This is a genomic window from Streptomyces katrae, assembly GCF_002028425.1.
In the GTDB taxonomy this organism is placed as follows: domain Bacteria; phylum Actinomycetota; class Actinomycetes; order Streptomycetales; family Streptomycetaceae; genus Streptomyces; species Streptomyces katrae_A.
Genome location: NZ_CP020042.1, coordinates 2322054 through 2348009, shown reverse-complemented (window position 1 = coordinate 2348009; position 25956 = coordinate 2322054). Strand labels below are relative to the sequence as shown.

General features: G+C 71.9%; 22 protein-coding genes. 12 read left to right on the top strand and 10 right to left on the bottom strand.

Annotated elements, in window-relative coordinates; genetic code table 11:
- Nucleotides 1–10: 10 nt before the first annotated feature.
- Nucleotides 11–1042, bottom strand: a complete 1032-nt coding sequence (locus B4U46_RS10675) for a PP2C family protein-serine/threonine phosphatase (protein WP_237292774.1) — start codon at nucleotides 1040–1042, stop codon at nucleotides 11–13.
- 186 nt (nucleotides 1043–1228) lie between these two features.
- Between B4U46_RS10675 and B4U46_RS10670 the strand changes: the two genes are divergently transcribed.
- The 3 genes from B4U46_RS10670 (at nucleotide 1229) to B4U46_RS10660 (ending at nucleotide 4448) form a co-directional block, all read left to right on the top strand.
- Complete coding sequence (locus tag B4U46_RS10670) at nucleotides 1229–1918, top strand: VIT1/CCC1 transporter family protein (protein WP_079426362.1); 690 nt, start codon at nucleotides 1229–1231, stop codon at nucleotides 1916–1918.
- A 185-nt stretch (nucleotides 1919–2103) separates the two neighbouring features.
- A complete protein-coding gene (locus B4U46_RS10665) occupies nucleotides 2104–2994 on the top strand; it encodes a TIGR01777 family oxidoreductase (RefSeq protein ID WP_079426360.1) in 891 nt (296 codons plus the stop codon).
- A 203-nt stretch (nucleotides 2995–3197) separates the two neighbouring features.
- Nucleotides 3198–4448, top strand: a complete 1251-nt coding sequence (locus tag B4U46_RS10660) for an FAD-dependent oxidoreductase (RefSeq protein ID WP_237292772.1) — start codon at nucleotides 3198–3200, stop codon at nucleotides 4446–4448.
- Nucleotides 4449–4584: 136 nt separating this feature from the next.
- Here B4U46_RS10660 and B4U46_RS10655 read toward each other — a convergent pair whose 3' ends face one another.
- Complete coding sequence (locus B4U46_RS10655) at nucleotides 4585–6027, bottom strand: regulator (protein WP_079426356.1); 1443 nt, start codon at nucleotides 6025–6027, stop codon at nucleotides 4585–4587.
- Between the two features lie 174 nt (nucleotides 6028–6201).
- Between B4U46_RS10655 and B4U46_RS38325 the strand changes: the two genes are divergently transcribed.
- The 5 genes from B4U46_RS38325 to B4U46_RS10630 all read left to right on the top strand — a co-directional run bounded on the left by B4U46_RS38325 (nucleotide 6202) and on the right by B4U46_RS10630 (nucleotide 9676).
- The gene (locus tag B4U46_RS38325) at nucleotides 6202–6582 is read left to right on the top strand and encodes a hypothetical protein (RefSeq protein ID WP_079426354.1); all 381 of its coding nucleotides are present in this window, start codon (nucleotides 6202–6204) and stop codon (nucleotides 6580–6582) included.
- A 77-nt stretch (nucleotides 6583–6659) separates the two neighbouring features.
- Nucleotides 6660–7481: a lipoyl(octanoyl) transferase LipB gene (gene lipB / locus B4U46_RS10645; protein WP_079426352.1), complete on the top strand. Its 822-nt coding sequence runs from the start codon at nucleotides 6660–6662 to the stop codon at nucleotides 7479–7481.
- Nucleotides 7482–7603: 122 nt separating this feature from the next.
- Nucleotides 7604–8551: a lipoyl synthase gene (gene lipA / locus B4U46_RS10640; protein ID WP_079426350.1), complete on the top strand. Its 948-nt coding sequence runs from the start codon at nucleotides 7604–7606 to the stop codon at nucleotides 8549–8551.
- Between the two features lie 224 nt (nucleotides 8552–8775).
- Entirely contained in the window at nucleotides 8776–8973 is a 198-nt protein-coding gene (locus B4U46_RS10635; RefSeq protein ID WP_079426347.1) for a hypothetical protein, read from the top strand.
- Nucleotides 8974–8983: 10 nt separating this feature from the next.
- Nucleotides 8984–9676 (top strand): DUF4191 domain-containing protein, encoded by a 693-nt coding sequence (locus B4U46_RS10630; protein ID WP_079426345.1) that lies wholly within the window; start codon nucleotides 8984–8986, stop codon nucleotides 9674–9676.
- Nucleotides 9677–9778: 102 nt separating this feature from the next.
- Here the strand turns inward: B4U46_RS10630 and B4U46_RS10625 are convergent, their stop codons facing one another.
- A complete protein-coding gene (locus B4U46_RS10625) occupies nucleotides 9779–10246 on the bottom strand; it encodes an RDD family protein (protein ID WP_079426343.1) in 468 nt (155 codons plus the stop codon).
- A gap of 190 nt (nucleotides 10247–10436) precedes the next feature.
- Between B4U46_RS10625 and glnA the strand changes: the two genes are divergently transcribed.
- Together glnA and B4U46_RS10615 are read left to right on the top strand one after the other, a co-directional pair.
- Nucleotides 10437–11846, top strand: a complete 1410-nt coding sequence (gene glnA, locus B4U46_RS10620) for a type I glutamate--ammonia ligase (RefSeq protein WP_042815812.1) — start codon at nucleotides 10437–10439, stop codon at nucleotides 11844–11846.
- A gap of 183 nt (nucleotides 11847–12029) precedes the next feature.
- Entirely contained in the window at nucleotides 12030–12290 is a 261-nt protein-coding gene (locus B4U46_RS10615) for a hypothetical protein (protein WP_079426341.1), read from the top strand.
- 46 nt (nucleotides 12291–12336) lie between these two features.
- Here B4U46_RS10615 and B4U46_RS10610 read toward each other — a convergent pair whose 3' ends face one another.
- On the bottom strand, nucleotides 12337–12990 hold the full coding sequence (locus B4U46_RS10610; protein WP_079426339.1) for a TetR family transcriptional regulator: 654 nt from the start codon (nucleotides 12988–12990) through the stop codon (nucleotides 12337–12339).
- A gap of 87 nt (nucleotides 12991–13077) precedes the next feature.
- Between B4U46_RS10610 and B4U46_RS10605 the strand changes: the two genes are divergently transcribed.
- The gene (locus B4U46_RS10605; protein ID WP_079426337.1) at nucleotides 13078–13854 is read left to right on the top strand and encodes an SDR family NAD(P)-dependent oxidoreductase; all 777 of its coding nucleotides are present in this window, start codon (nucleotides 13078–13080) and stop codon (nucleotides 13852–13854) included.
- Between the two features lie 56 nt (nucleotides 13855–13910).
- On the opposite strand, the gene B4U46_RS10600 is transcribed toward B4U46_RS10605, so the two are convergent.
- The 6 genes from B4U46_RS10600 to B4U46_RS10575 form a co-directional block, all read right to left on the bottom strand.
- Complete coding sequence (locus B4U46_RS10600; protein ID WP_079431677.1) at nucleotides 13911–14429, bottom strand: DUF4240 domain-containing protein; 519 nt, start codon at nucleotides 14427–14429, stop codon at nucleotides 13911–13913.
- 221 nt (nucleotides 14430–14650) lie between these two features.
- Nucleotides 14651–17332, bottom strand: coding sequence for a pyruvate dehydrogenase (acetyl-transferring), homodimeric type (aceE, locus tag B4U46_RS10595; RefSeq protein ID WP_079426335.1), 2682 nt, complete (start codon nucleotides 17330–17332; stop codon nucleotides 14651–14653).
- Between the two features lie 279 nt (nucleotides 17333–17611).
- Nucleotides 17612–18238: a GntR family transcriptional regulator gene (locus tag B4U46_RS10590; protein WP_045951851.1), complete on the bottom strand. Its 627-nt coding sequence runs from the start codon at nucleotides 18236–18238 to the stop codon at nucleotides 17612–17614.
- 209 nt (nucleotides 18239–18447) lie between these two features.
- Complete coding sequence (gene sucB, locus B4U46_RS10585) at nucleotides 18448–20229, bottom strand: 2-oxoglutarate dehydrogenase, E2 component, dihydrolipoamide succinyltransferase (protein ID WP_079426333.1); 1782 nt, start codon at nucleotides 20227–20229, stop codon at nucleotides 18448–18450.
- A 57-nt stretch (nucleotides 20230–20286) separates the two neighbouring features.
- The gene (gene lpdA, locus B4U46_RS10580) at nucleotides 20287–21675 is read right to left on the bottom strand and encodes a dihydrolipoyl dehydrogenase (RefSeq protein WP_079426331.1); all 1389 of its coding nucleotides are present in this window, start codon (nucleotides 21673–21675) and stop codon (nucleotides 20287–20289) included.
- Between the two features lie 341 nt (nucleotides 21676–22016).
- Entirely contained in the window at nucleotides 22017–23555 is a 1539-nt protein-coding gene (locus B4U46_RS10575; RefSeq protein WP_079426329.1) for a leucyl aminopeptidase, read from the bottom strand.
- A gap of 357 nt (nucleotides 23556–23912) precedes the next feature.
- Between B4U46_RS10575 and B4U46_RS10570 the strand changes: the two genes are divergently transcribed.
- Entirely contained in the window at nucleotides 23913–25940 is a 2028-nt protein-coding gene (locus B4U46_RS10570; RefSeq protein WP_079426327.1) for a hypothetical protein, read from the top strand.
- The last annotated feature ends 16 nt before the right edge of the window (nucleotides 25941–25956 follow it).

Genomic DNA, 25956 nt, shown 5'->3' with positions numbered 1-25956 from the left:
CCCCCTGAATTTAGTGCCGCGCCCTTCTGCCGGACAGCCGCCGATCGGGCGACAGCACCAGCAGTGCCACGTCGTCGCCCGGCCCGCCCCCGCTGAAGGCCGCGAGGTCCTGCCAGAGCGCCGGTACGAGGCCCTCAGGGGCGCCCGCCAGGACCGGGACCCGGGTGGCCAGCGGGTAGAAGCAGCCGCTCGCGTCGCGGGCCTCCGTCACCCCGTCGGTGTGCGCGAGCAGCCGGTCGCCCGGCAGCAGCGGCAGTTCGGCGATCTCGGGGACGGCCGGCCCCGACAGGCCCAGGCCCAGCGGCGGCCCCGGCTCCGCGGCCACCTCCGTGACCGTGAAGTCCCGTAGCAGCAGCACCGGCGGATGGCCGCACGACACGATCCGCACGAGGTCCAGCCCCGGCGGGAACTCCAGCAGCACGGCCGTGGCGAACAGCTCCGGGTGCGCCACGGAGTCCGCCGCCGCGTCGGCCGCGAGCCGCCGGTCCAGCCGGGCCGCGACCGCCGCCAGCCCCGGGTCGTCCAGCACCGCCTCCCGGAACGCGCCGAGCAGCGAGGCCACCGTGCCGACGGCGGCCAGCCCGTGCCCCTGGACGTCCCCGACCACCGCCCGGACCCCGAACGGCCCGGCCCGTACGTCGTACAGGTCGCCGCCGACGAGCGTGCCCCGCTGGGCCGCCCGGTACAGCCCCGAGCAGTTCACCCCGCCCACCCGCTCCGGGACCGGCGGCAGAACCGCCAGCTGGGCGGCCTCGGCGACGGTCCGGACGCTGACCAGCTGGGCGTCGCGGCGCCGCCGGACCCAGGCGATGACCACGCTCAGCAGGCCGACTGTGGCCACGGTGGCCAGGTCGGCGCCGCGGGCGTGCCCGACGCCGAGCTCCGGCACCCCGAGCAGGACCAGGACGAGGACGGCGAAGAAGGCGGTGCCGGCGGCCCCGTAGGAGAAGGCGGCCACGGCGGGCAGGGCCGCCAGGAAGTAGCCGAGCTCCGCGGTGGAGGTGGTCCACTGGGCGGCGCAGAGCGCGACCAGTGCCACCACGGGCGCGATCCTGGCCCAGCGGGGCGGCGGGGCCCCGTGCAGCCAGCCTGGCTCGTCCCCTGCGTGTCTCGCCCTCCGTCGCGCCCCAGCTCTCACCCCTCCACCCTGGTACGGGGTCCGGGGCGGCGCACGCCGGGTGGCCCCGGCGGGCTGGCCGGGGCGGGCGGCGGCCGCGACAGTGGAGCCGTGACACAGACGCAGAGCGCGGCGATCAGCACCCGGCTGAACTGGCTGCGGGCCGGGGTGCTGGGGGCGAACGACGGGATCATCTCCACGGCCGGCCTGGTGGTGGGCGTGGCCGGCGCCACCACCTCGCGCGCGGAGATCCTCACGGCCGGGGTGGCCGGGCTGCTCGCGGGCTCGCTGTCGATGGCGGTGGGGGAGTACGTGTCGGTGAGCTCGCAGCGGGACTCGGAGCGCGCGGCGCTGGACCTGGAACGGCGCGAGCTGGCGGACGACCCGGAGGCGGAGCTGGCCGAACTGACGGAGCTGCTGGCCGCGCGGGGCCTGACCCGGGACGTGGCCCGGGAGGCGGCGGAACAGCTGACGGAACGGGACGCGCTGAGGGCGCATGCGCGGGTGGAGCTGGGCATCGAGCCGGACGAACTGGCCAACCCGTGGCACGCGGCGCTGGCCAGCCTGGTCGCCTTCACGGTGGGGGCGCTGCTGCCCCTGCTGGCGATCGTCCTGCCGGGGGCCTCGGGGCGGGTGCCGGTGACGGTGGGGGCGGTGCTGGGGGCGCTGACGCTGTGCGGGGTGGTGAGTGCGCGGCTGGGTGGGGCGCCGGTGCCGCGGGCGGTGCTGCGGAACGTGCTGGGCGGGGGCCTGGCGATGGCGGTCACCTATGCGGTGGGCACCTGGCTGGGCGCCGGCTGACCCCGGGCGGCGCCGGTCCCGCTGCGCGGAGCCGTCTCCCCGCCCCGCCCTTTCTACGTTTCCCGGGGGCTCCGCCCCCGGACCTCCGCGCCTCAAACGCCGGCGGGGCTGTAGAGGGCGAAGCCGGTAAGGCCCGCCGGGGCCGCACCGCGCGAGCGGCGCGTCAAGAAGGGAAGACTGGGCGCATGCGCATCGCCATCACCGGAGCCTCCGGACTCATCGGCCGGGCCCTGCTCCGCTCCCTCCACGCCGACGGCCACGAGACCGTCCGCTTCGTCCGCCGTACCCCCGCCGCCCCGGACGAGGCGCGCTGGGATCCCAGGGCCGGGTACGTCGACCCCGTCGGGCTGCGCGGGTGTGACGCCGTGGTCCACCTCGCCGGGGCCGGGGTCGGGGACCACCGGTGGACGGACGCCTACAAGAGGGAGATCCGCGACAGCCGGGTGCTCGGCACCGCCGCCCTCGCGAGCGCGCTCGCCGGGATGGACGAACCGCCGGCCGTGTTCGTGTGCGGGTCCGCCGTCGGGTACTACGGCGACACCGGCAGCCGGGCCGTCGACGAGTCCGCCCCCGCCGGCACCGGGTTCCTGCCCTCCGTCTGCGTCGAGTGGGAGGCGGCCGCCGCCCCGGCGCAGGACGCCGGGATCCGGACCGTGTTCGCCCGTACCGGGCTGGTGGTTGCCGCCGAGGGCGGCGCGTGGGGACGGCTGTTCCCCCTCTTCCGGGCCGGGATCGGCGGCCGGCTCGGCAACGGGCGGCAGTACTGGTCGTACATCTCGATGCACGACGAGATCGCCGCCCTGCGTTTCCTGACCGAAACCCCCGGGCTGTCGGGACCGTTCAACCTCACCGCCCCCGAGCCGCTGACCAACCGTGAGGTCACCGCCGCGATGGGCCGCGTACTGCACCGGCCGACGCTGTGCACGGTCCCCGCGCCGGTGCTGCGCGTCGTGCTGGGGGAGTTCTCGCAGGACGTCCTGGGCAGCCAGCGGGTCCGCCCGAAGCGCCTGCTGGAGGCCGGGTTCACCTTCGCCCACCCCGGCATCGAGGAGGCCATCAAGGCCGCCCTCGCCTAGACGACCTGGCCGCCGTCCCCACCCTGTGGTCCAGGCGCTGGTCCGGCGCACCCCCCGTCCGCGTGCGACCGGTTGTGACCCGCATGCGACCGCCGTGCGACCGGAGTTGTGCGCAATACCGCGCCGGACTCGGGTTCTCCTGGAGTCCGTTGGGGGAAGAAGGATCCCCACACAGCCGCCGCGCCGACCTCGGGGAGGGGCACGTGCTCAGCAGCGACGTCGTCATCGTAGGAGCCGGAGTCTCAGGACTCGCGGCCGCGCACCACCTGATCGCCGCCGGGGTCAGCGTCAGCGTCCTGGAGGCCGCCGACGACCCCGGCGGACGCATGGCCACCGCATCGGCCGACGGCTTCCGCCTCGACCGGGTCGGCCAGCTCCTCAACACCGCTTACACCGAACCCGCCCGCACCCCGGGCCTGGAGGCGCTCAGCCTGCGCCCCTTCGCGCCCGGGGTCCTGGTGCACGGAGCCGACGGAAAGCGGCAGCGGGCCGGGGCCCTGACCCCCGCCCGCGCCCTGGCCAGCGGCAGCCTGGACCAGGCCCGGCTCAGCGCCGCCCTCGCCCGCCTCGCCGCGCTGCCCCCGGACCGTCTCCTCGCCCGGCCCGAACGCACCGCCCTCGCCGCCCTCGGCTCCCGCGGCCTGCCCCCGCGTACCGTCAACGGGATCCTGCGGCCCCTGCTCTCCGCCCTGCTGCGCGACCCGGAGCTCACCACCTCCAGCCGCGTCGCCGACCTCGCGCTGCGCACCTTCGCCCGCGGCCGCCTCGCCGTGCCCGAGGGCGGCGCCGCCGCCCTGCCCGACCTGCTCGCCGCCGGCCTGCCGCCCGGCACCGTGCGGACCGGGATACGGGTGCGGTCGGTGGCGACCAACCTCGTCACCACCGAGGAGCACGGCGACTTCGCCTGCCGTTCCGTCCTCCTCGCCACCGGCGCCCGCGCCGCGGCCGAACTGCTGCCCGGGCTGCGGGTGCCCGCCTTCCACGAGGTCACCGTCATCCACCACGCGACCGCGGAGCCGCTGCCCTGGGACGGCTCGCTGCTCCTGGACGCCGACCCCAAGTGGCCCGTGGCCCACACCACCGTGATGAGCGCCGTCGACCCGACCCGGGCCCCGGCCGGCCGCAGCCTGGTCACCACCACCGTGCACGGCCCCCCGCCGCCCGCCCGCACGGTCGCGGCCCGCCTGGCCCGGCTCTACGACACCGCGACCCGGGACTGGGAGCCGCTGGCCGTCCACCACACCCCCGAGGCCGTCCCGGCCATGCCCCCGCCGCACGACCGGCAGCGGCCCGTACGGGTCCTGGCCGGGCTCTACGTCTGCGGTGACCACCGCGACTCCAACACCGTCCAGGGCGCCCTGCACTCCGCCCGCCGCGCCGCCACGGCCCTGCTGCGCGACTTCGGCATCCCCCTCCAGAGCCACCCCGAGCCGGTCCTCCCGGCAGCGGCCTGAGGGCACCGGCCCGGTCTGGCACTGGCCCGGCCTGGCACCGGCCCGACGGCAGCGGCCTGACGAGCCCGGCCCGACGGCAGCGGCCGGGGTCCAGCCCGCCACCGGCCGGGGTCCGCCCGTGCGGACCCCGGCCGGGTCAGGGCAGCGCCGACACCCGGTCCCGGTACGTCCGGACCGCCGCCGCGTCCCGGTACGGTTCCAGCCGGCGTTCGAAGTCGCGCACGTACTCCACCGCCCGCACCGACCGCATCTCGCTCGCCTGCTGCGCCGCCTCCGCCCCCAGCGCGCACGCCTGGTCCAGCTCCCCCAGCCCCAGCCGGGCCGTCGCCAGCACCACCCGGCAGAACAGCCGCGAGCGCGCGTACCCGGGCGAGCGCAGCTGGAGCGAGCGCTCCGCGTGCTGGGCCGAGGCCCGGTACTGCTGGAGGTCGCGGTGGCAGTGCCCGAACTCGTCGGCCAACTGCCCCTCGTCGAAGGCCCGCGCCCAGTGCGGTACGTCGTCCCCGGGCCGGGCCGCGCCCAGCGACCGCTCGGCCCGCACCAGGGAGGCCGTCGCCGCCCGGACCTCGCCCAGCACCGCGTGCCCCCGCGCCTCCGCCGCGTGCAGCAGCGCCTGCACCACCGGCGGCGGACCGGAACCCACGCCCTGCTGGGCGACCCGGGCCAGCTGTACCGCCTCCCGGCCGTGCCCGAGGTAGACCGCCTGGCGACTCATCGTGACCAGCACGTACGACCCGTACGGCCGGTCCCCGGCGGCCTGCGCCAGCCGCAGCGCCTGGACGAAGTACCGCTGGGCCAGCCCGTGCGCGGCGATGTCGTACGAGGTCCAGCCCGCGAGCCGGGTCAGGTCGGCGGCGGCCGAGAACAGCCGGCGCCCGGTGGTCTCCCCGTACGTGCCGCGCAGCATCGGCTCGGCCTCGTGCTCCAGGTAGCGCACCAGGGCCTGGCGGGCGTGGCCGCCGCCGTAGGCGTGGTCCAGGGTGCGGAACAGCTCGCTGACCGACCTCAGAGCCGCGATGTCACCGCTCGTGACCCGCTGCCCGGGGCCCCGGTCGATCTGCCGCTGCCGGGGCACCGTGGTGCGGCCCTGCGCCGGGACCCGGCCGGCGGCGGCGGGGTCCGCGCCGCGTCCCACCCGTTCGTCGGGCCGCCCGATCAGCCAGTCGCGGCTGGGCACCACCAGCCCGGCCGGGGTGAAGGCGATCTTGCGCAGCTCCGCGTGCGAACCGGAGTCCTTGCGCCACAGCCCGCTCGCGATGTCCACGGCCTCCTCCGGGGTGGCCGCGAACTCCAGCCCCGCGTACACGGGGGCGCACGCGTCCAGGCCCAGGTCCTGAGCCGACAGCCGCCGCCCGAGGCGCCTGGTGAAGACCTCCGCGATCAGCGCGGGCGTGGTGCCGCGGGGCTGCTGGCCGCGCAGCCACCGGGTCACGGAGGTCTTGTCGTACCGCAGATCCAGCCCGTGCTCCAGCCCCAGCTGGTCGACGCGGCGGGCGAGCCCTGCGTTGGAGAACCCGGCTTCCGCGATCAGCGCGGCGAGCTGCCGGTTGGGGACGCGCTGGGCAGGTCGTTCCGTCATCGGCTCCACGGTTCCCGTACGTGACGGACCGGAGTCCCGGCCCTGTGAACGGCGTGAATGTAGCGGCGAACTCCGCCTGTGCCGCCCTCTCTGCCCCACATTCATCCGATCGTGTGCAGAATGTGTGGGGTGCTTTACGGACGGGTCCACGACCTCCGCGTAAGCTGCGCCCCCATGAGCCGCCGACCTCGCGGGGCGCATCCGCCCGACGCGCACGCGAACCCGCAGCCCGGCGCCCCGCTGCCCGCCCCCGAGCTGACCGAGGGGCAGTGCCGCCGCTGCGGCACCCACATCGCGGGGCTGGACGGGCGCTACGCCTGCGGGGTGTGCGGCTGGGTCAACGACCATTCCGAGGGCCACCGCCGGCTGCCGCGGGCCGACGAGGACCCGGACCGCCCCCCGGCCGGCCGCAGGCGCCCCCGCCTCCTCCCCGCCCCCGGTCCCACGACCGAGCCCGGCACCGAGCCCACGGCCGAGCCCGGCACCGAGCCCACGACCGAGCCCGGCACCGAGCCCACCACCGGGCCCGGTCCCGCTGCCGTCCCGGGGCCCTGAGGGGCCGCGCGGGGGCCGCCGTACTCTGGACCGGTGCGGATACGTGCACACAGCAGGTTCAACGAGGAGGCGCTGCGGTGACTGAGCTTCGGTTTGTCCATCTGGGCTTCGGGCCGGAATCCGTCGAGTACACCGAGGCCTGGGAGGAGCAGCGGCGCGTCCACGCGGCCCGCTTCGCCGACGAGATCGACGACACCTGCCTGATGGTGGAGCACGAGCCCGTCTACACCGCCGGCCGGCGCACCGACCCCAGCGAGCGCCCCCTCGACGGCACCCCCGTCATCGACGTGGACCGCGGCGGCAAGATCACCTGGCACGGCCCGGGCCAGCTGGTCGGCTACCCGATCATGAAGCTGCCCCGCCCGGTCGACGTGGTCGCCCACGTCCGCCGCCTGGAGGAGGCGCTCATCCGCACCGCGGCCGAGTTCGGCGTGGAGACCACCCGGGTCGAGGGCCGCTCCGGCGTCTGGGTGCTCGGCGACCCCGTGGAGGAGCGCCCGAAGATCGGCGGCCTGTCCCTGGACTTCGACCCCCGGATAGGCGACGACGAGTTCGACGCCCGCCTCAACGGCCCCGAGTACGCCCCGTCCAACGCCGGCCAGCGCCGCGAGGACCGCAAGCTCGCCGCGATCGGCATCCGCGTCGCCAAGGGCGTCACGATGCACGGCTTCTCCTTCAACGTGAACCCGGACAGCACCTGGTTCGACCGGATCATCCCCTGCGGGATCCGGGACGCCGGTGTGACCTCGCTCTCGTACGAGCTGGGCCGGGAGATCACCATCGCCGAGGTGCTGCCGGTCGTCGAGCGGCACCTGAAGGACGTGCTGGAGCACGCCGAGCTGAAGCCGCGCGAGATCGAGCGCGAGGCCCGGCCCGAGCCCGCCCCGGCCGCCGGCTGACGGCCGGGGGGAAGCCGGGGGGAATGCGTCCGGCGGTCCCCGGGTTGGCCGGACGTAAGAGCGTACGAATTACGGGCGTACCCTGGTGGGCGCCGAAGAATCGAAGTCACAGGGAGCCGGTCGTGTCCGCAGTCGCACCCGACGGACGCAAGATGCTGCGCCTGGAGGTCCGCAACAGCCAGACCCCCATCGAGCGCAAGCCCGAGTGGATCAAGACCCGGGCGAAGATGGGTCCCGAGTACACGAAGATGCAGAACCTCGTGAAGGGCGAGGGGCTGCACACGGTGTGCCAGGAAGCCGGCTGTCCGAACATCTACGAGTGCTGGGAAGACCGCGAGGCCACGTTCCTCATCGGCGGCGACCAGTGCACCCGGCGCTGCGACTTCTGCCAGATCGACACGGGCAAGCCCGAGGCCCTGGACCGTGACGAGCCCCGCCGCGTCGGCGAGTCCGTGGTCACGATGGACCTGAACTACGCCACCATCACCGGCGTCGCCCGCGACGACCTGGCCGACGGCGGCGCCTGGCTGTACGCGGAGACCGTGCGCCAGATCCACCAGCAGACGGCGGGCCGCGAGGGCGGCCACACCAAGGTCGAGCTGCTGGCCCCCGACTTCAACGCCGTCCCGGAGCTGCTGGAGGAGGTCTTCGCCTCCCGCCCCGAGGTCTTCGCGCACAACGTCGAGACCGTGCCCCGGATCTTCAAGCGGATCCGCCCCGGCTTCCGCTACGAGCGCTCGCTCGACGTGATCCGGCAGGCCCGTGCCTACGGCCTCGTCACCAAGTCCAACCTGATCCTGGGCATGGGCGAGGAGCGCGAGGAGGTCTCGGAGGCGCTGAAGGAGCTGCACGAGGCGGGCTGCGAGCTCATCACCATCACCCAGTACCTGCGCCCCTCGCCGCGCCACCACCCCGTGGAGCGCTGGGTGAAGCCGGCCGAGTTCGTCGAGCTGGCGAAGGAGGCCGAGGAGATCGGTTTCTCCGGCGTGATGTCCGGCCCGCTGGTCCGGTCGTCCTACCGCGCGGGCCGTCTTTACGCGCAGGCGATGGAGAAGCGCGCGGAAGCGTGATCCACTTCGTCACACTCCGTGTGAAGTCGGGCACAATAACTTACTAATCGGTAATGCGTGATGGCGCGGCCCCTAGGCTCTTTCATTGGGAGAGCCCGGCGGGCCGCGTCAATCTTTCATCACGTTTGACCCACCGGTCATGCCCTGGTAACACCAGTGAGTGACGCTGGATCCACGCACCGCACACGCCACCGATGCGAGTACCGAGAGTAGGGACCGACATCATGCAGGCCGCGCCCGTCCGCGCCATCGCCATTCCGTCCTTCAGTGAGGCCTTCCGCGGCATCGAATCGCTGCTCATGAGCGGTGCCCGCCGCAACGCCTGGACGGCCGTCCTGGAGGACCGCCGCAGGGCCAAGGACCGGGTGGAAACCGAGCACGTACTCGAGGCCGCGGCCACCCGTACCCCGCAGGCCACGTAAACTTCGCCTCATGGCGAGGAAGTCAAACGCAGAGACTGCTGCGAACCCCGGGCGACTGAAGCAGATCGCCCTGACGTACAAGATGACGCGCAAGGCCGACCCGAAGGTCGGTCTGATCGTCGCGGGCGTGGGAATCGTCACCTTCGGTGTCTTTCTTGCGATCGGCTTCCTGATCGGCCACCCGGTCTACCTGGGCATCCTGGGCTTCCTGGTGGCGTTCCTCGCGATGGCGATCGTCTTTGGACGGCGGGCCGAGCGGGCTGCCTTCGGGCAGATGGAGGGGCAGCCGGGCGCTGCCGCGGCCGTACTGGACAACGTGGGACGGGGCTGGAGCACCACCCCGGCCGTCGCGATGAACCGCAGCCAGGACATCGTCCACCGGGCCGTCGGCAAGGCGGGCGTGGTCCTGATCGCCGAAGGCAACCCCAACCGGGTGAAGTCCCTGCTCGCGGCCGAGAAGAAGAAGCTGGCCCGGATCATGCCCGACGTCCCGGTCCACGACTTCATCGTGGGCAACGGCGAGGGCGAGGTGCCGCTCAAGAAGGTCCGCACGACGCTTCTGAAGCTGCCGCGCGTCCTGGCGGGCCCCCAGATCACCCAGGTCAACGACAAGCTGCGGGCCATGGGCGACCTGATGAGCAACATGCCCATCCCGAAGGGTCCGGTCCCCGGGCGCGGCATGCGCGGCCAGCGCCCGCGCTGACCGTACGCTCGTACGCCCTTCGCCACACGTATACGAAACACAGGAGCGCCCTGCGAGCCGTCCGGCTCGCAGGGCGCTCCCGCGTTCGCTTTCGTTTCCGTGTCAGATGCGGACCTGGACCGCGCCCGAGAGCCGGTCGTGCAGTCCGCGGCCGTCCCGGTCCCAGACCAGCGCCGGGACGACCAGGGCCAGCAGCACCGTACGGAACGCCACGCGCAGGAGGCCGAGGCGGCCGCCGTGCTGCGAAATCACCCGGAGGCCGAGGATCCGCTTGCCGGGAGTGAAGCCCACCGTGCCCACGGTGAGGATCGACAGGACCACGAAGAGCCCCAGCGTCCAGTTGCCGGCCGAGGCCAGGTCGCCATGGGTGATGAGCCCGTATGCGATCAGCTGGCAGCCGATCCAGTCGATGGCCACCGCGCCGAGCCGGCGCCCGAAGCGGGCCACGGAGCCGGGGCCCGACTGCGGCAGGCCGAGCTGCTGGCCCGGATAGCCGAAGTCGACGCCCATCTCCTCGGCGGCCGCGCGGGGGCCGGAGAGCCAGGAACCGATTGCTTGCCTGTTGTCCACTCCACCACGGTACCGGTGCGCTTCGACGCGACCTGGACGGGACCCTGGTTAACTTGTGCGAAACAAATGGGTCATGCTTGGGAAATCCCGTCTGCTTATGGTCGGTCAGCGTGCGGCACCGCACTGACGCACCGCACCACGAGCTATAAAGCCCGTCCCTGCCCCGGGGACCGGGAGTAGGAGGAGTTGGATGTTCAAGAACGCCGACGAAGTGAAGCAGTACATCGAGGAGAACGACGTCAAGTTCGTCGACGTCCGCTTCTGCGACCTGCCTGGTGTGATGCAGCACTTCACCATCCCGGCGCGAGCGTTCGACCCGGCGGAGGAGCTCGCCTTCGACGGTTCCTCGATCCGCGGCTTCCAGGCGATCCACGAGTCGGACATGGCGCTGCGTGCCGACATCACCACCGCGCGTCTGGACCCGTTCCGCAAGGACAAGACGCTCAACATCAACTTCTTCATCCACGACCCGATCACGGGTGAGGCCTACAGCCGCGACCCGCGCAACATCGCGAAGAAGGCCGAGGCCTACCTCGCCTCGACCGGCATCGCCGACACCGCGTTCTTCGGCCCCGAGGCCGAGTTCTACGTGTTCGACAGCGTGCGCTTCGCGACCTCCGCGAACGAGGGCTTCTACCACATCGACTCCGAGGCCGGCGCCTGGAACACGGGCTCCGAGGAGAACAACCGCGGCTACAAGGTCCGCTACAAGGGTGGTTACTTCCCCGTAGCCCCGGTCGACCACTTCGCCGACCTGCGCGCCGAGATCTCCCTCGAGCTGGACGCCCAGGGCCTCCAGGTCGAGCGCCAGCACCACGAGGTCGGCACCGGTGGCCAGGCCGAGATCAACTACAAGTTCAACACGCTGCTCGCCGCGGCCGACGACCTGATGCTCTTCAAGTACATCGTGAAGAACGTCGCCTGGCGCAACGGCAAGACCGCGACCTTCATGCCGAAGCCGATCTTCGGTGACAACGGCTCGGGCATGCACGTCCACCAGTCCCTGTGGGCCGGCGGCGAGCCGCTCTTCTACGACGAGGCCGGCTACGCGGGCCTGTCGGACACCGCCCGCTACTACATCGGCGGCATCCTCAAGCACGCCCCGTCGCTCCTCGCCTTCACCAACCCGACGGTGAACTCGTACCACCGCCTGGTCCCGGGCTTCGAGGCGCCGGTCAACATGGTGTACTCGCAGCGCAACCGCTCCGCCGCCATGCGCATCCCGATCACGGGCTCGAACCCGAAGGCCAAGCGCGTCGAGTTCCGCGCGCCGGACCCGTCCTCGAACCCGTACCTCGCCTTCTCGGCGCTGCTCCTCGCGGGCCTCGACGGCATCAAGAACAAGATCGAGCCGATGGAGCCGATCGACAAGGACCTCTACGAGCTCTCCCCGGACGAGCACGCGAACGTCCCGCAGGTCCCGACCAGCCTCGAGGACGTCCTCAAGGCCCTGGAGGAGGACCACGAGTACCTCCTGGCCGGCGGTGTCTTCACCCCCGACCTGATCGAGACCTGGATCGACTACAAGCGCACGCACGAGATCGCCCCGATCGCGCAGCGTCCGCACCCGCACGAGTTCGAGCTCTACTTCGACCTGTAAAAAAAGTCGTAAATCGGCCCGCTGAGGCGGGATCGTGCCTGCTGGGAGGCCCCCCGCCGCTCTTTTCGGAGAGCGGCGGGGGGCCTCCTGCCTTTGACAGGCCGCCCAACCGGAGTAACGGTTGATTGGGACGTAAAAGCCCGATAAGCCCGATAAGCGATACATGTTCGGAGGTGCATGACAATGCGCCGTAGGATCATCGGTGCCGCCGTCGCGGGCGCCGCGGGAATCACCCTGGCGCTGCTGCCGCTGAGCAGCGCGTCCGCCCACGACCACGACGGCAACTGGAACCGCTCTAGCCACTCCCGGTGGGCCAACAACTGGGACGATGACGACGACTGCGGCAACGGCAACTGGCGCAGCGGCTGGCACCACCACGGCAACCACGACTGGGGCCGCTGGGACAACGCCAACTGGAGTGACGACTGGGGCGGCTGGCGCTGACCCCTCCCGAAGCGCTCGATCTCTTCCCGGTGCCCCTGCCCCGCGCTCAGCGGAGCAGGGGCATCGCGCCGGTCAGCTCCCGCAGGCAGCGCACCGCGAGGTCGGCGGGGGAGCCGGGGCCCGAGACCGGGGCGTCGCCGGCGGACCACAGCTCCAGTGCGACGCGGATCGCGCCGGTGGCGGCCGCGGACACCAGGCGCACGGACATCTCGTCCGCCTCCGGACCCGCCAGCCGGGCCACGATCGGCACCAGGCGCTCCTCGGACTCCTGGTTCACCCGGTACCAGACGGCGCGCAGGGCCTCGTCCGTGGCGGCCGCGCGCAGCAGGCCGCGGGTGACCTCCAGGCCCTCCTCGACGGCCTTGGAATCGCTCAGGGCGCGGGTCACGGCCCGCTCCAGGGCCTGCGCCAGCGGGGTGGCGGGGTCCTCTTCGGCCAGCAGGGCGCGCCAGGCGTCGCCGCCGCCCGCGAGCAGCGGGGCCACGGCCTCCTGCTTGTTGCGGAAGTAGCGGTAGAACGTGCGCAGCGCGACCCCCGCCCGGTGCGCGATGTCCTCCGCGGTGGTCCCGTCGGGGCCGTGCGCGGCGAAGAGCTCGCAGGCGGCGCGGGCGATGTCCAGCTGGGTGGCGGCCTTGCGGCGCTCCGTCAGCGACTGGGCTCCGGAGCCGCTCTGGGGGGAGTAGGGGCGGGGAGATCTCACGGGTGAAGCGTACCGCCAGTCCGATCAGATGGATGCAATTGATGCCAGTCTGGCAAAACGTGTCATCTTCTCGGTACGCTGCACCCCATGAACCGTTACGAAGGACGTCGCGTCCTCATCACCGGCGGCGGCTCCGGCATCGGCCGGGCCACCGTGCACCGCATTCTGTCCGAGGGCGGCCGCGTCCACACCGTGGACGTGAACGAGGCCGGCCTCAAGGCCACCGCCGAGCAGGCGGCCGCCGACGGCCACGCCGGCCGGCTGACCACCGCCGTCCTGGACATATCCGACGAGGCCTCGGTCAAGGAGGGCGTCGCCGCCGCCGTCGACGCCCTCGGCGGCGGCAGCTTCGACGTACTGGTCAACGCGGCGGGCATACTGCGCTCCGCGCACACCCACCAGACCACCCTGGACTTCTGGAACAAGGTCATCGCGGTCAACCTGACCGGCACCTTCCTGATGATCCGCGAGTCCCTGCCCGCCCTGCTGGCGGGCGACCAGCCGGTCGTCGTGAACTTCAGCTCCACCTCGGCGAGCTTCGCGCACCCCTACATGTCCGCCTACGCGGCCAGCAAGGGCGGCATCCAGTCGATGACCCACGCCCTCGCCGCCGAGTACAGCAAGCAGGGCCTGCGCTTCGTCTCCGTCGCCCCCGGCTCCATCGAGAGCGGCATGACCACCGGCACCGGCCCGGGCCTGCCCGAGGACACCGACTGGTCCCTGTTCACCAAGCTGGCCCCCGCCCTCGGCCAGGGCTTCGCCGGCCCCCAGACCGTCGCCGGCGTCGTCGCGATGCTGGGCTCCGAGGACGGCGCCTTCATCACCGGCACCGAGATCCGCATCGACGGCGGCACCCACTACTAGGGCCTGTCTGACAATTCCCGCCGGGTCCGGGCCGCCCGGCACGCACGCCCTAGGGATCAGCCCCCGAAGCGTTCCCAGAGCCGGGGGAAGCGCTCCGCGAGCACGGCTTCGTTCTCGAAGTCCAGCGGGGCGCCCTCCGGCTCCTCCGCCTGCAACGGGATCCCCAGGTCCGGGGCCACCGCCCCGGTCAGCTGCTCGTACGCCTCGTCGGCCGCGTACCCCAGCTCCTCCCCGTCCCCGTCGATCTCCTCGTCGAACTCGCCCAGCAGCTCCGCCAGCTGGTCCGGATCGTGCACCGCGCCCTCGAAGACCTCCCGGCCCTGCCCGATCAGCCAGCACCGGAAGTAGTCGAACGCGTCGTCGCTGGCCCCGCCGAGCAGCACCCAGGCGGCCCCCCACAGGTCCCAGGTGTACGCGCGGTTGTACCGCGACTCGAAGTGCCGCGCGAAATCCAGCACGGAGTCGGGATCCAGCTGCGTCAGCCGTTCCACGAGCAGCTCCGCGTGCTCCTCGGGGTCGCCCCCGGCGGCCTCACGGGTACGGTCGACGATCTCCCAGAACTCCGTCTCGTCCATCACGGAATACAGCATCCGGGCTCGCACCCCGCCCCGCCACCGCTCATACGGCCAAAGGCCGGTCCCCGGTCCCCCGCCCGGCCCCATACTCGAAGCGGCAGAGCGTGGAGGCGCGGTGCCGCTCCGGCAGATGGCGGCCGACGGGGACGAGGGCCGGTGGACGACATGAGGCGGCCCGCCCCCGAAGGGACGGGCCGCCTCACGGTCGGACGGGCCCGGGCCTACAGGCCGTAGCGCTCGCGGGCCTCCTTGACGGCCGACGCCGGGACCTCGCCGCGGCGGGCCAGCTGGGCCAGGGCCGCGACCACGATGGACTGCGCGTCGACGCCGAAGTGGCGGCGGGCGCCCTCACGGGTGTCGGAGAGGCCGAAGCCGTCCGTGCCCAGCGAGGTGTAGTCCTGCGGGACCCACTGGCTGATCTGGTCCGGGACCTGGCGCATCCAGTCGGACACCGCCAGGACCGGGCCCGGGGCGCCCTCCAGCACGCGGGTGACGTACGGGGTGCGCTCCTCGCCGCGCAGCAGGGCCTCGTCGCACTCCAGCGCGTCGCGGCGCAGCTCGCCCCACGAGGTGGCCGACCACACGTCGGCGGCCACGTTCCAGTCGGCGGCCAGCAGCTGCTGCGCCTCCAGGACCCAGTGGATCGCCGTACCCGAGGCCATGAGCTGGATCTTCGGGGAGTCGGCGGCCGGGGCGGCCTCCAGGGCGGCGGCCGTGTTGAACCGGTACAGGCCCTTGAGGATGCCCTCCTCCACGCCCTCGGGCATGGCCGGCTGCACCTTCGGCTCGTTGTAGACCGTCAGGTAGTAGAAGACGTCTTCCGGCTGCTCGCCGTACATCCGGCGCAGGCCGTCCTTGACGATGACCGCGATCTCGTACGCGAACGCCGGGTCGTAGTTGAGCGACGCCGGGTTCGTGGACGCGATCAGGTGCGAGTGGCCGTCCGCGTGCTGCAGGCCCTCGCCGGTCAGGGTGGTGCGGCCGGCGGTGGCGCCGACGATGAAGCCCTTGCCGAGCTGGTCGGCGAGCTGCCACATCTGGTCGGCGGTGCGCTGCCAGCCGAACATCGAGTAGAAGATGTAGAACGGGATCATCGGCTCGCCGTGCGTCGCGTACGACGTGCAGGCGGCGATGAAGTCGGCCATGGCGCCGGCCTCGGTGATCCCCTCGTTGAGGATCTGGCCGTCCTTGGCCTCCTTGTAGTACATCAGCTGGTCGCGGTCGACCGGCTCGTACGTCTGGCCCAGCGGCGAGTAGATGCCGGCCGACGGGAACAGGGACTCCATACCGAAGGTACGGGCCTCGTCGGGGACGATCGGCACCCAGCGCTTGCCGGTCTCCTTGTCCCGCATCAGGTCCTTGACGAGGCGGACGAAGGCCATGGTGGTGGCCATCTCCTGCTTGCCGGAACCCTTGATGAGCGGGGCGAAGGAGCGCTCGGCCGGGGCCGGAAGGGCCACGTGGTGGACCTTGCGGGCCGGGGCGGGGCCGCCGAGGGCCGCGCGGCGCTCGTGCAGGTACCGCACCTCGGGGCTGTCGGCGCCCGGGTGGCCGTACGGGACCTTGCCGTCGACGAAGGCGCTGTCCGGGATCGGCAGGCCCAGCAGGTCGCGCATGTCCTTGAACTCGTCGACCGTGAGCTTCTTCATCTGGTGGTTCGCGTTCTTCGACTCGAACCCGGCACCCAGCGTGTGGCCCTTGACGGTCTGCGCCAGGATCACCGTCGGCGCGCCCTTGTGCGCCAGGGCGGCCTTGTACGCGGCGTACACCTTGCGGGGCTCGTGGCCGCCGCGGGAGCTGTGGAAGCACTCGGCGATCTTCGCGTCGGACAGCACGCCGGCCAGCTGCACGAGCTCGGCGTTGGCGCCGAAGAAGTGCTGGCGGATGTAGGCCACGTCGCGGGTCGCGTACGTCTGGAACTGCGCGTCCGGCACCTCGCGGATGCGGCGGACCAGGGCGCCCGTGGTGTCGAGCTGGAACAGCTCGTCCCAGGCGGAGCCCCACAGGGTCTTGATGACGTTCCAGCCGGCACCGCGGAACTGGGCCTCCAGCTCCTGGACCACGCGGAAGTTCGCACGGACCGGGCCGTCGAGGCGCTGCAGGTTGCAGTTGATGACGAACGTCAGGTTGTCGAGCTGCTCGCGGGAGGCCAGGGCCAGGGCGGCGGTCGACTCGGGCTCGTCCATCTCGCCGTCGCCGAGGAAGGCCCAGACGTGCGAGTTGGAGGTGTCCTTGATGTTGCGGTTCTGCAGGTAGCGGTTGAAGCGCGCCTGGTAGATCGCGGAGAGCGGGCCGAGGCCCATGGAGACCGTGGGGAACTCCCACAGCCACGGCAGGCGCCGCGGGTGCGGGTAGGACGGCAGGCCGTTGCCGCCGGACTCCTGGCGGAAGTTGTCGAGCTGCTGCTCGGAGATGCGCCCGTCGAGGAAGGCGCGGGCGTAGATGCCGGGGGAGGCGTGGCCCTGGATGTAGAGCTGGTCGCCCGATCCGTCGGCCTCCTTCCCGCGGAAGAAGTGCTGGAAGCCGGTCTCGTAGAGCCAGGCCGCCGAGGCGAAGGTGGCGATGTGGCCGCCGACGCCGTACTTGGAGCCGCGGGTCACCATGGCGGCCGCGTTCCAGCGGTTCCAGGCGGTGATCTTGGCTTCCATCTCCTCGTCGCCCGGGAACTCGGGCTCCGCGGAGGTGGGGATGGTGTTGACGTAGTCCGTCTCCAGCAGCTTCGGCAGGGCCAGGCCGGCGGCCTCGGCGTGCTGGAGCGTGCGGCGGAGCAGGTATTCGGCGCGGCGCGTACCGGCGGCCTTGGCGACGGCGTCGAGGGAGGCCGCCCATTCGGCGGTCTCTTCGGTGTCGCGGTCCGGGAGCTGGTCGAGCTCGCTCGGAAGCTTTCCTACGGGGTCGGACATCGGTGTGCGCCGCCTTCCGGACAAAGGAGAGGAGGTGGTGAAGAAAACCCTGACGGGCAGGACAGGGCCGAAGGGCCCGGGTTGGGGCCCGCAGTGACTGTAAATCCCTGATCGATGATCGATCAAATAAAAGTGACGAATATTCGACGCTCTGGCGAAAGTCGGCACCGGGTGCCATGAACACAGGCACGCCGTGCCGGTTTCATCAGTACACGCCAAAACGCTGGAGATCCCCTGGAGGATCGCCGAAAACTGCAGGTCAGGGAGGGGTCGGCGGGGTCAGGCGCTCCGCGGGGCACAGCCCAGGACATGCCGCTTCACCAGCACCCCGATATCCGGGTCCTGGCTGCGGAAGGCCGCGACGAGCGCCTCGTGCTCCTCGGCGTACGACTTCTGGACGGTTCCCAGCCACCGGATCGACAGGGCCGTGAAGACCTCGATCCCCAGGCTCTCCCAGGTGTGCAGCAGCACGCTGTTCCCGGCCGCCCGCACCAGCTCCCGGTGGAAGCCCACCGTGTGCCGCACCTGCGCCGTGCCGTCCTGGACCCGGTCGGCCTCCCACAGGGCCGCCACGTGCGGCTCCAGCGCCGAGCAGTCGGCCGCCAGCCGCGGCGCGGCCAGTTCGGCCGCGATCTGCTCCAGACCGGCCCGGACGGGGTAGATCTCCTCCAGGTCGGCCGCCGAGAGGTTGCGCACGCGCACGCCCTTGTTCGGCGCCGACTCGATCAGCCGCAAGGTCTCCAGCTCGCGCAGGGCCTCCCGCACGGGCGTCTGGCTGACCTCCAGCTCGACCGCGATCCGCCGCTCGACGATCCGCTCGCCGGGCTTCCAGCGGCCGCTGACGATCCCCTCCACGATGTGCTCGCGGATCTGCTCGCGCAGCGAGTGCACGACGGGTGGGGTGATCATCGGGGTTCAACTCCTGTGTGTGCGGACACGCGGGGCCTGATGCCTAGACAATAAGGCCGCCGTGGCCTGCTCCGATGCGTTCGTGGTCAGGGACGCAGGGTGAGGCTCGTTACAACGGCGGCGCGAGGCGGCACAACGACGGCGCCCCCGCCCGGACGAATCCGGGCGGGGGCGCCGTAAGCGGCAGATCACTGCGCGCTCGGGCCTTACAGGCCGAGCTCGACCTCGAACTCGCCGGCCTCGAGGATCGCCTTCACGGCGGTGAGGTACCGGGCCGCGTCCGCGCCGTCCACCAGGCGGTGGTCGTAGGACAGGGTCAGGTACGTCATGTCGCGGACGCCGATGACGGTGCCCTCTTCGGTCTCGATGACCACCGGGCGCTTGACCGTGGCACCGATGCCCAGGATCGCGACCTGGTTCGGCGGAACGATCACCGTGTCGAACAGCGCACCGCGCGAGCCGGTGTTGCTGATGGTGAAGGTCGCGCCGGACAGCTCGTCCGGGGTGATCTTGTTGCCGCGGACCTTGGCGGCCAGGTCGGCGGTCGCCTTGGAGATGCCCGCCAGGTTGAGGTCACCGGCACCCTTGATGACCGGGGTCATCAGGCCCTTCTCGGAGTCCACGGCGATGCCGATGTTCTCCGAGTCGAAGTAGGTGATGGTGCCCTCGTCGTCGTTGATCCGGGCGTTGACGACCGCGTGGGCCTTCAGCGCCTGGGCAGCGGCCTTGACGAAGAACGGCATCGGGGACAGCTTGACGCCCTCGCGGGCGAGGAAGCCGGCCTTGGCCTTCTCGCGCAGCTTCATGATCTTGGTGATGTCCACCTCGACCACGGAGCTGAGCTGCGCCTGCGAGTGCAGGGCCTTCATCATGTTGTCGCCGATGACCTTGCGCATGCGGGTCATCTTGACCGTCTGACCGCGCAGCTCGGACACCGCGGCCGGAGCCTTGGCGGCGGCCGGGGCGGCGGCCGGAGCCGGAGCGGCGGCGGCCTTGGCGGCCTCGGCGGCGGCCAGGACGTCCTGCTTGCGGATACGGCCACCGACACCGGTGCCCGTGACCGTCGCCAGGTTGACACCGGACTCCGAGGCGAGCTTGCGCACCAGCGGGGTCACGTAGGCGCCCTCGTCACCGGCCGGGGCCGGGGCGGCGGGGGCGGCCGGAGCGACCGGAGCCGGAGCGGCGACCGGCGCCGGAGCGGCCGGAGCCACCGGAGCCGGAGCGGCCACCGGGGCAGCCGGGGCGACCGGGGCCGGAGCGGCGACCGGCGCCGCGGGGGCGACCGGGGCCGGGGCGGCGACCGGAGCGGCCGGAGCGGCCGGGGCGGCCGGAGCCGGAGCCGCGGCCGGAGCCGGAGCGGCGGCGGCCGGAGCGGCGCCCGCGACACCGATGACGGCCAGACGGGCGCCGACCTCGGCGGTCTCGTCCTCGGCGACCAGGATCTCCAGCAGGGTGCCGGAAACCGGCGCGGGGATCTCGGTGTCGACCTTGTCCGTGGAGACCTCGAGCAGCGGCTCGTCGGCCTCGACGGACTCGCCGACCTCCTTCAGCCAGCGGGTGACGGTGCCCTCGGTGACGGACTCGCCCAGGGCGGGGAGCACGACATCGGTGCCGGACGCGGCCGGAGCGGCGGCGGGGGCCGGGGCAGCCGGGGTCTCGGCCGGTGCGGGGGCGGCCGGGGCCTCGGCGACGGGCGCCGGGGCGGCGGCGGGCTCGGCGGCCGGAGCGGCGGCCGGGGCAGCGGCGCCCGAGCCGTCGTCGATGATCGCGAGCTCGGCACCGACCTCGACGGTCTCGTCCTCGGCGACCTTGATGGACGCGAGGATGCCGGAGACGGGGGAGGGGATCTCGGTGTCGACCTTGTCGGTCGAGACCTCGAGCAGCGGCTCGTCGGCCTCGACGCGCTCGCCCTCGGCCTTCAGCCAACGGGTGACAGTGCCCTCGGTGACGCTCTCACCGAGCGCCGGAAGGGTTACGGAAACCGGCATGGTTTCTGTTGCTCCTAACGAAAGTGCGGAAGTGGTCGTCGCGCCCGTGACTGTGGATTAGTCGTGTGCGTGAAGCGGCTTGCCGGCCAGGGCCAGGTGGGCCTCGCCGAGGGCCTCGTTCTGGGTCGGGTGCGCGTGGATGAGCTGCGCGACCTCGGCCGGCAGGGCCTCCCAGTTGTAGATCAGCTGGGCTTCGCCGACCTGCTCGCCCATCCGGTCACCGACCATGTGGACGCCGACCACGGCACCGTCCTTGACCTGGACGAGCTTGATCTCGCCCGCGGTCTTGAGGATCTTGCTCTTGCCGTTGCCCGCCAGGTTGTACTTCAGGGCGACGACCTTGTCCGCACCGTAGATCTCCTTGGCCTTGGCCTCGGTGATGCCGACGGAAGCGACCTCGGGGTGGCAGTACGTGACGCGCGGAACGCCGTCGTAGTCGATCGGGACGGTCTTCAGACCGGCCAGGCGCTCCGCGACCAGGATGCCCTCGGCGAAGCCGACGTGCGCGAGCTGGAGGGTCGGGACGAGGTCACCGACGGCGGAGATGGTCGGCACGTTGGTGCGCATGTACTCGTCGACCAGGACGTAGCCGCGGTCCATCGCGACGCCCTGCTCCTCGTAGCCCAGGCCCTGCGAGACCGGGCCGCGGCCGATGGCGACCAGCAGCACCTCGGCCTCGAAGGTCTTGCCGTCGGCGAGGGTCACACGGACGCCGGACTCGGTGTACTCGGCCTTCTGGAAGAAGGTGCCGAGGTTGAACTTGATGCCGCGCTTGCGGAAGGCGCGCTCCAGGATCTTGGAGCTGTTCTCGTCCTCGACCGGGACGAGGTGCTTGAGGCCCTCGATGACGGTGACGTCGGTGCCGAAGGACTTCCACGCCGAGGCGAACTCGACGCCGATGACGCCGCCGCCCAGGATGATCGCGGACTGGGGCACGCGGTCCAGGACCAGCGCGTGGTCCGAGGAGATGATGCGGTTGCCGTCGATGTCCAGGCCGGGCAGGGACTTCGGCACGGAGCCGGTCGCCAGCAGGACGTGGCGGCCCTGGACGCGCTGGCCGTTGACGTCGACGGAAGTCGGGGAGGAGAGGCGGCCCTCACCCTCGATGTAGGTCACCTTGCGGGAGGCGACCAGACCCTGCAGACCCTTGTACAGGCCGGCGATGACCTCGTCCTTGTACTTGTGCACACCGGCGATGTCGATGCCCTCGAAAGAGGCCTTGACACCGAACTGTCCGGCTTCGCGCGCCTGGTCGGCGACCTCACCGGCGTGCAGCAGAGCCTTCGTGGGGATGCAGCCGTTGTGCAGGCAGGTGCCGCCGAGCTTGTTCTTCTCGATCAGCGCAACGTCGAGACCCAGCTGGGATGCGCGGAGCGCCGCGGCGTAGCCGCCACTGCCACCGCCGAGGATCACTAGGTCGAAAACGGTGCTGGCGTCGTTCGCCACGTCACGTCCTCCATGCATGTGCGCCGGGCACCGGTCCTCTGTGACCGGGCGGCGGCTGGTAATCGGCCGCTTGTTTCTTCGGCCCTGTGGTGGGGGCCCTGTCCTGCCGAGAACCCATCTTCGCATTTGTCGGGGGAACGCGGGACGCCGGGCCCCGGGTGTGGACCGTCGTTCCGCCCGAAGTCCGGGTTACCCGGGCGTAGAAACCTACCGATCCTCAAGATTTCTTCCAGAGCGAACACGCCCCGGGGTCGAGGTCTCGGTCCCGGGGCGTGGCGCCCGTCACGGGACGCGTCCCACCAGGTGGAACGCGCCCGCGGGCGGGTGGCGCAGGGGGCGGGTCAGCCCAGGTCGCCGGTGGCGGTGCGCTCGGCCAGGCGCACCAGGGTGCGGACGGCGGAGCCGGTGCCGCCCTTCGGGGTGTAGCCGTACGGGGCGCCCTCGTGGAAGGCGGGGCCCGCGATGTCGAGGTGGGCCCAGGTGATGCCCTCGCCGACGAACTCCTGGAGGAAGAGGCCGGCCACCAGGCCGCCGCCCATGCGGACGCCCATGTTGGCGATGTCGGCCGTCGGGGAGTCCATGGTCTTGCGCAGGTCCTCGGGGAGCGGCATCGGCCAGGAGGCCTCGCCGACCTCCTCGGCGATCTCGTGGATCGAGGTGCGGAAGGCGTCGTCGTTGGCCATGATGCCGAAGGTGCGGTCGCCCAGGGCCAGCACCATGGCGCCGGTCAGGGTGGCCACGTCGACGATCGCGTCCGGGTTCTCCTCGGAGGCCTTCGTCAGCGCGTCGCCCAGGACCAGGCGGCCCTCGGCGTCCGTGTTCAGGACCTCGACGGTCTTGCCGCTGTACATGCGCAGGACGTCACCGGGGCGGGTGGCGGAGCCGGACGGCATGTTCTCGGCGAGGGCGAGCCAGCCGGTGACGTTGACCTTCAGGCCCAGCTTGGCGGCGGCGACGACCGAGGAGAACACGGCGGCGGCACCCGACATGTCGCACTTCATGGTCTCGTTGTGACCGGCCGGCTTCAGGGAGATGCCGCCCGAGTCGTACGTGATGCCCTTGCCGACGAAGGCGAGGTGCTTCTCCGCCTCGGGGTGGGTGTAGGCGATCTTCACCAGGCGCGGCGGGTTCTCGGAGCCCTTGCCGACGCCCATGATGCCGCCGTAGCCGCCCTTGACCAGCGCCTTCTCGTCGAGGACCTGGGCCTTGAGGCCGAGCTCCTTCGCGGTCGCCGCGGCGATCGCGGCGAAGGCGGCGGGGGTGAGGTCGTTCGGCGGGGTGTTGATCAGGTCGCGGGCGACGTTGACCTCGGCGGCGACGACGGTCGCGCGCTCGGCGGCCGCCTTGTGCTCCTTGTCGCGCGGCTTGGCGCCGAGCAGGGCCACCTCGGCCAGCGGCTGCTTCGGGCCGCCGTTCTTCTCGGCCTTGCCGGTCTTCTTCTCGCCGCCCTGGTAGGTGGTGAAGGCGTACGCGCCCAGCAGCGCGCCCTCGGCCACGGCGGTGACGGCGGAGGCGTCCTCCAGGGGGAGGGCGAAGGCGGCCTTCTTCGAGCCGTGCAGGGCGCGGGCGGCGGAGCCGGCGGCGCGGCGCAGGGCCTCCTCGTCGAAGGACTCGTCCTGCTCGGGCGCGGAGCCCAGGCCGACCGCCAGCACGACCGGGGCCTTGAGGCCGGCCGGAGAGGGCAGCTTCGTGATCTCGCCTTCGGCGCCGGAAGCGCCGAGCGCGTCGAGCACGGCGGCGAGCTTTCCGTCGAACGCCGTGTCCACGGCCTCCGCGCCGGCGGCCACGACGAGCCCCTTCGGGCCCTTCGCCACGCCGACCACGAGGGCGTCGGCGCGCAGCGTCGCCGCGCCGGCAGTGCTGAGAGTCAGAGCAGTCACGGTGGTGAAGTCTCGCTTCCGTTTGTGTTATGTGGGCGCTTCTGTCGCGTCGGGGTCGCCGGCCGCTCCGCAGCGATCGTATTCGGGCCCGACGGCCGCCGGAAACGAGCCTACGCGCAGCCCGTCATCCGTACGTCACTCGAAGGTTTGTCAAGTTGTTCGACCGCAGGGCCGTCAGGTTCACCCATCTGTGGACTCTGCTCCAGGTTTGCCGCCTACACCTGACGAGGTCCGAGAGGATCGAGCCACTCTCGCAAGAGGACGCGGGGTCCTTTTGCATGATTTCCACAGAGCCTCCCCGGCCCGGCCGTCCGCCATGGGCCGCGCCAAGGGACGCCTGCGGGGGGAAAGGCCGAAATGGTCAACAAGAACCGGATGAACAGGGCCGCGGCAGCCATGGGCGTAGCGGCGCTGATGTCGGTTGCCGTACCCGCCACGACCGCCCACGCGGCGACCGTGGCACCGCGGATCGACCTGAAGGTGCTGGTCGTCGACGACGGCGGCAGCTCGGTCGGTGCGATCACGGCGGAGCTCCGGGACACCGGGGTCCCGTTCACGCGGATCGACCTGGGCAGCGCCGGCCGCCCGACGATCGACGCCGCGTTCCTCAGCGACACCGTCAGCGGCCGGCCGCGCGCCAAGTACCAGGGCGTGGTCCTGCCGAACGAGAACCCCTTCGGCACCGGCTCCGCCGAGATGGCCGCGCTCGCCGCGTACGAGACGACGTACGGGATCCGCCAGGTGGACGCCTACACCTGGGCCCACCCCGAGGTCGGCCTGGAATACACCGACAACGGCGGCTACACAGGCACCCTCGACGGCACGCAGGCCGCCGTCACCACCGCCGGCAAGGCGGGCCCCTTCGGCTACCTCGGCGGTCAAGTGACCTTCGAGGACAACTCTTCCCTGATTCCGGAGAGCTACGGGTTCATCGCCAAGCCGATGGCCGGCTACACCAGCTACGTCGACGCCCCCGTCGGCTCCGGCCGGGGCTCGCTCGTCGGCGAGTACGCCCACGACGGACGCAGCGAACTGGTCGTCACCTTCGGCTACAACCAGTACCAGCAGCAGTTCCGGCTGCTGGCCCACGGCATCGTCGAGTGGCTCACCCAGGGCGTCCACCTGGGCCAGGAGCGCAACTACTTCGCCGTCCACGTCGACGACGTCTTCGCCCCGGACGCCCGCTGGGACAAGGCCCTCAACTGCACGCCCGGCGACTACGCCTGCGCGGGCGGCGAGGGCAAGGAGTCCACGATCCGGATGACCGCCGCCGACGCCCAGTACCTGGCGCAGTGGCAGGCCTCCAAGGACTTCAAGCTGGACCTGCTCTTCAACGCGGGCGCCGGCGAGGAATGGAAGACGGAGAACGGCGGCACCGACGCCCTGACCGCCCAGCTCCTGGCCGACAAGGCCAAGTACCGCTGGATGAACCACACCTACACCCACCTCTTCCTCGGCTGCACCCAGGACGTCAGCGTCGTCCCCTGGACCTGCACGAAGAACGCCCAGGGCCAGACCAACTGGATGAGCCGGGCCGACATCTCGGCGCAGATCCGCGACAACAACAACTGGGCCGCCTCCAAGGGCCTCACCACCGACCGCACCGAGCTCGTCACCGGCGAGCACTCCGGTCTCAAGACGCTCCCGCAGCAGCCCCAGGACAACCCCAACCTGGCCGGCGCCCTCGCCGACAACGGCGTGAAGTGGGCCGGCAGCGACAACTCCCGCGAACCCGACCAGCGGGCCGTCGGCGCCGCCCTCACCGTCCCCCGCTACCCGATGAACGTGTACTACAACACGGGCACCAACGCGGAGATGGCCGACGAGTACAACTGGATCTACACCAGCCGCGCCGACGGCGGCAGCGGCCTCTGCGAGGACAACCCGGGCACCTCCACCTGCCTGCCGGCCCCGCTCGACGCCGGCACCGGCTACCTGGACTACATCGTCCCGACCGAGGCGAAGACCGCCCTGCGCCACGTCCTGGCCAACGACCCGAAGCCGCACTACGTCCACCAGTCCAACCTCGCCGAGGACCGCACCCTCTACCCGGTGCTCAACCAGGTCCTCGACACCTACCGCTCCCTCTACGCACCCAGCGCGCCCATCGTCAACCAGAGCATGAAGGCCACGGGCACCGAGCTCCAGCGCCGCGCCGCCTGGAACAAGGCCCTCGACGCGGGCCAGGTCACCGCCTACCGCATCGGCAAGGACGTCACCGTCAAGGCGCCCTCCGGCATCCTCGCCCCCGTCACCGCGCCCAACGGCACCAAGAAGCAGCTCCTGCTCGGCACCGCCGACTTCGGCACCGCCTACGCCGGTACCCGCTCCACCTGGACGGGCCCCGACCTGCTCCAGTCGGCGGTCACCCTCCACCTGCTCTGAGCCGCCCGCTCTGAGC

Coding starts and splice junctions, on each gene's coding strand:
- B4U46_RS10665 (WP_079426360.1), top strand. CDS start 2,104: ATGCGCATCGCCATCACCGGAGCCTCCGGACTCATCGGCCGGGCCCTG.
- B4U46_RS10615 (WP_079426341.1), top strand. CDS start 12,030: ATGCGCCGTAGGATCATCGGTGCCGCCGTCGCGGGCGCCGCGGGAATC.
- B4U46_RS10630 (WP_079426345.1), top strand. CDS start 8,984: ATGGCGAGGAAGTCAAACGCAGAGACTGCTGCGAACCCCGGGCGACTG.
- B4U46_RS10600 (WP_079431677.1), bottom strand. CDS start 14,429: ATGGACGAGACGGAGTTCTGGGAGATCGTCGACCGTACCCGTGAGGCC.
- aceE (WP_079426335.1), bottom strand. CDS start 17,332: ATGTCCGACCCCGTAGGAAAGCTTCCGAGCGAGCTCGACCAGCTCCCG.
- B4U46_RS10635 (WP_079426347.1), top strand. CDS start 8,776: ATGCAGGCCGCGCCCGTCCGCGCCATCGCCATTCCGTCCTTCAGTGAG.
- B4U46_RS10570 (WP_079426327.1), top strand. CDS start 23,913: ATGGTCAACAAGAACCGGATGAACAGGGCCGCGGCAGCCATGGGCGTA.
- B4U46_RS10655 (WP_079426356.1), bottom strand. CDS start 6,027: ATGACGGAACGACCTGCCCAGCGCGTCCCCAACCGGCAGCTCGCCGCG.
- B4U46_RS10605 (WP_079426337.1), top strand. CDS start 13,078: ATGAACCGTTACGAAGGACGTCGCGTCCTCATCACCGGCGGCGGCTCC.
- B4U46_RS38325 (WP_079426354.1), top strand. CDS start 6,202: ATGAGCCGCCGACCTCGCGGGGCGCATCCGCCCGACGCGCACGCGAAC.
- sucB (WP_079426333.1), bottom strand. CDS start 20,229: ATGCCGGTTTCCGTAACCCTTCCGGCGCTCGGTGAGAGCGTCACCGAG.
- glnA (WP_042815812.1), top strand. CDS start 10,437: ATGTTCAAGAACGCCGACGAAGTGAAGCAGTACATCGAGGAGAACGAC.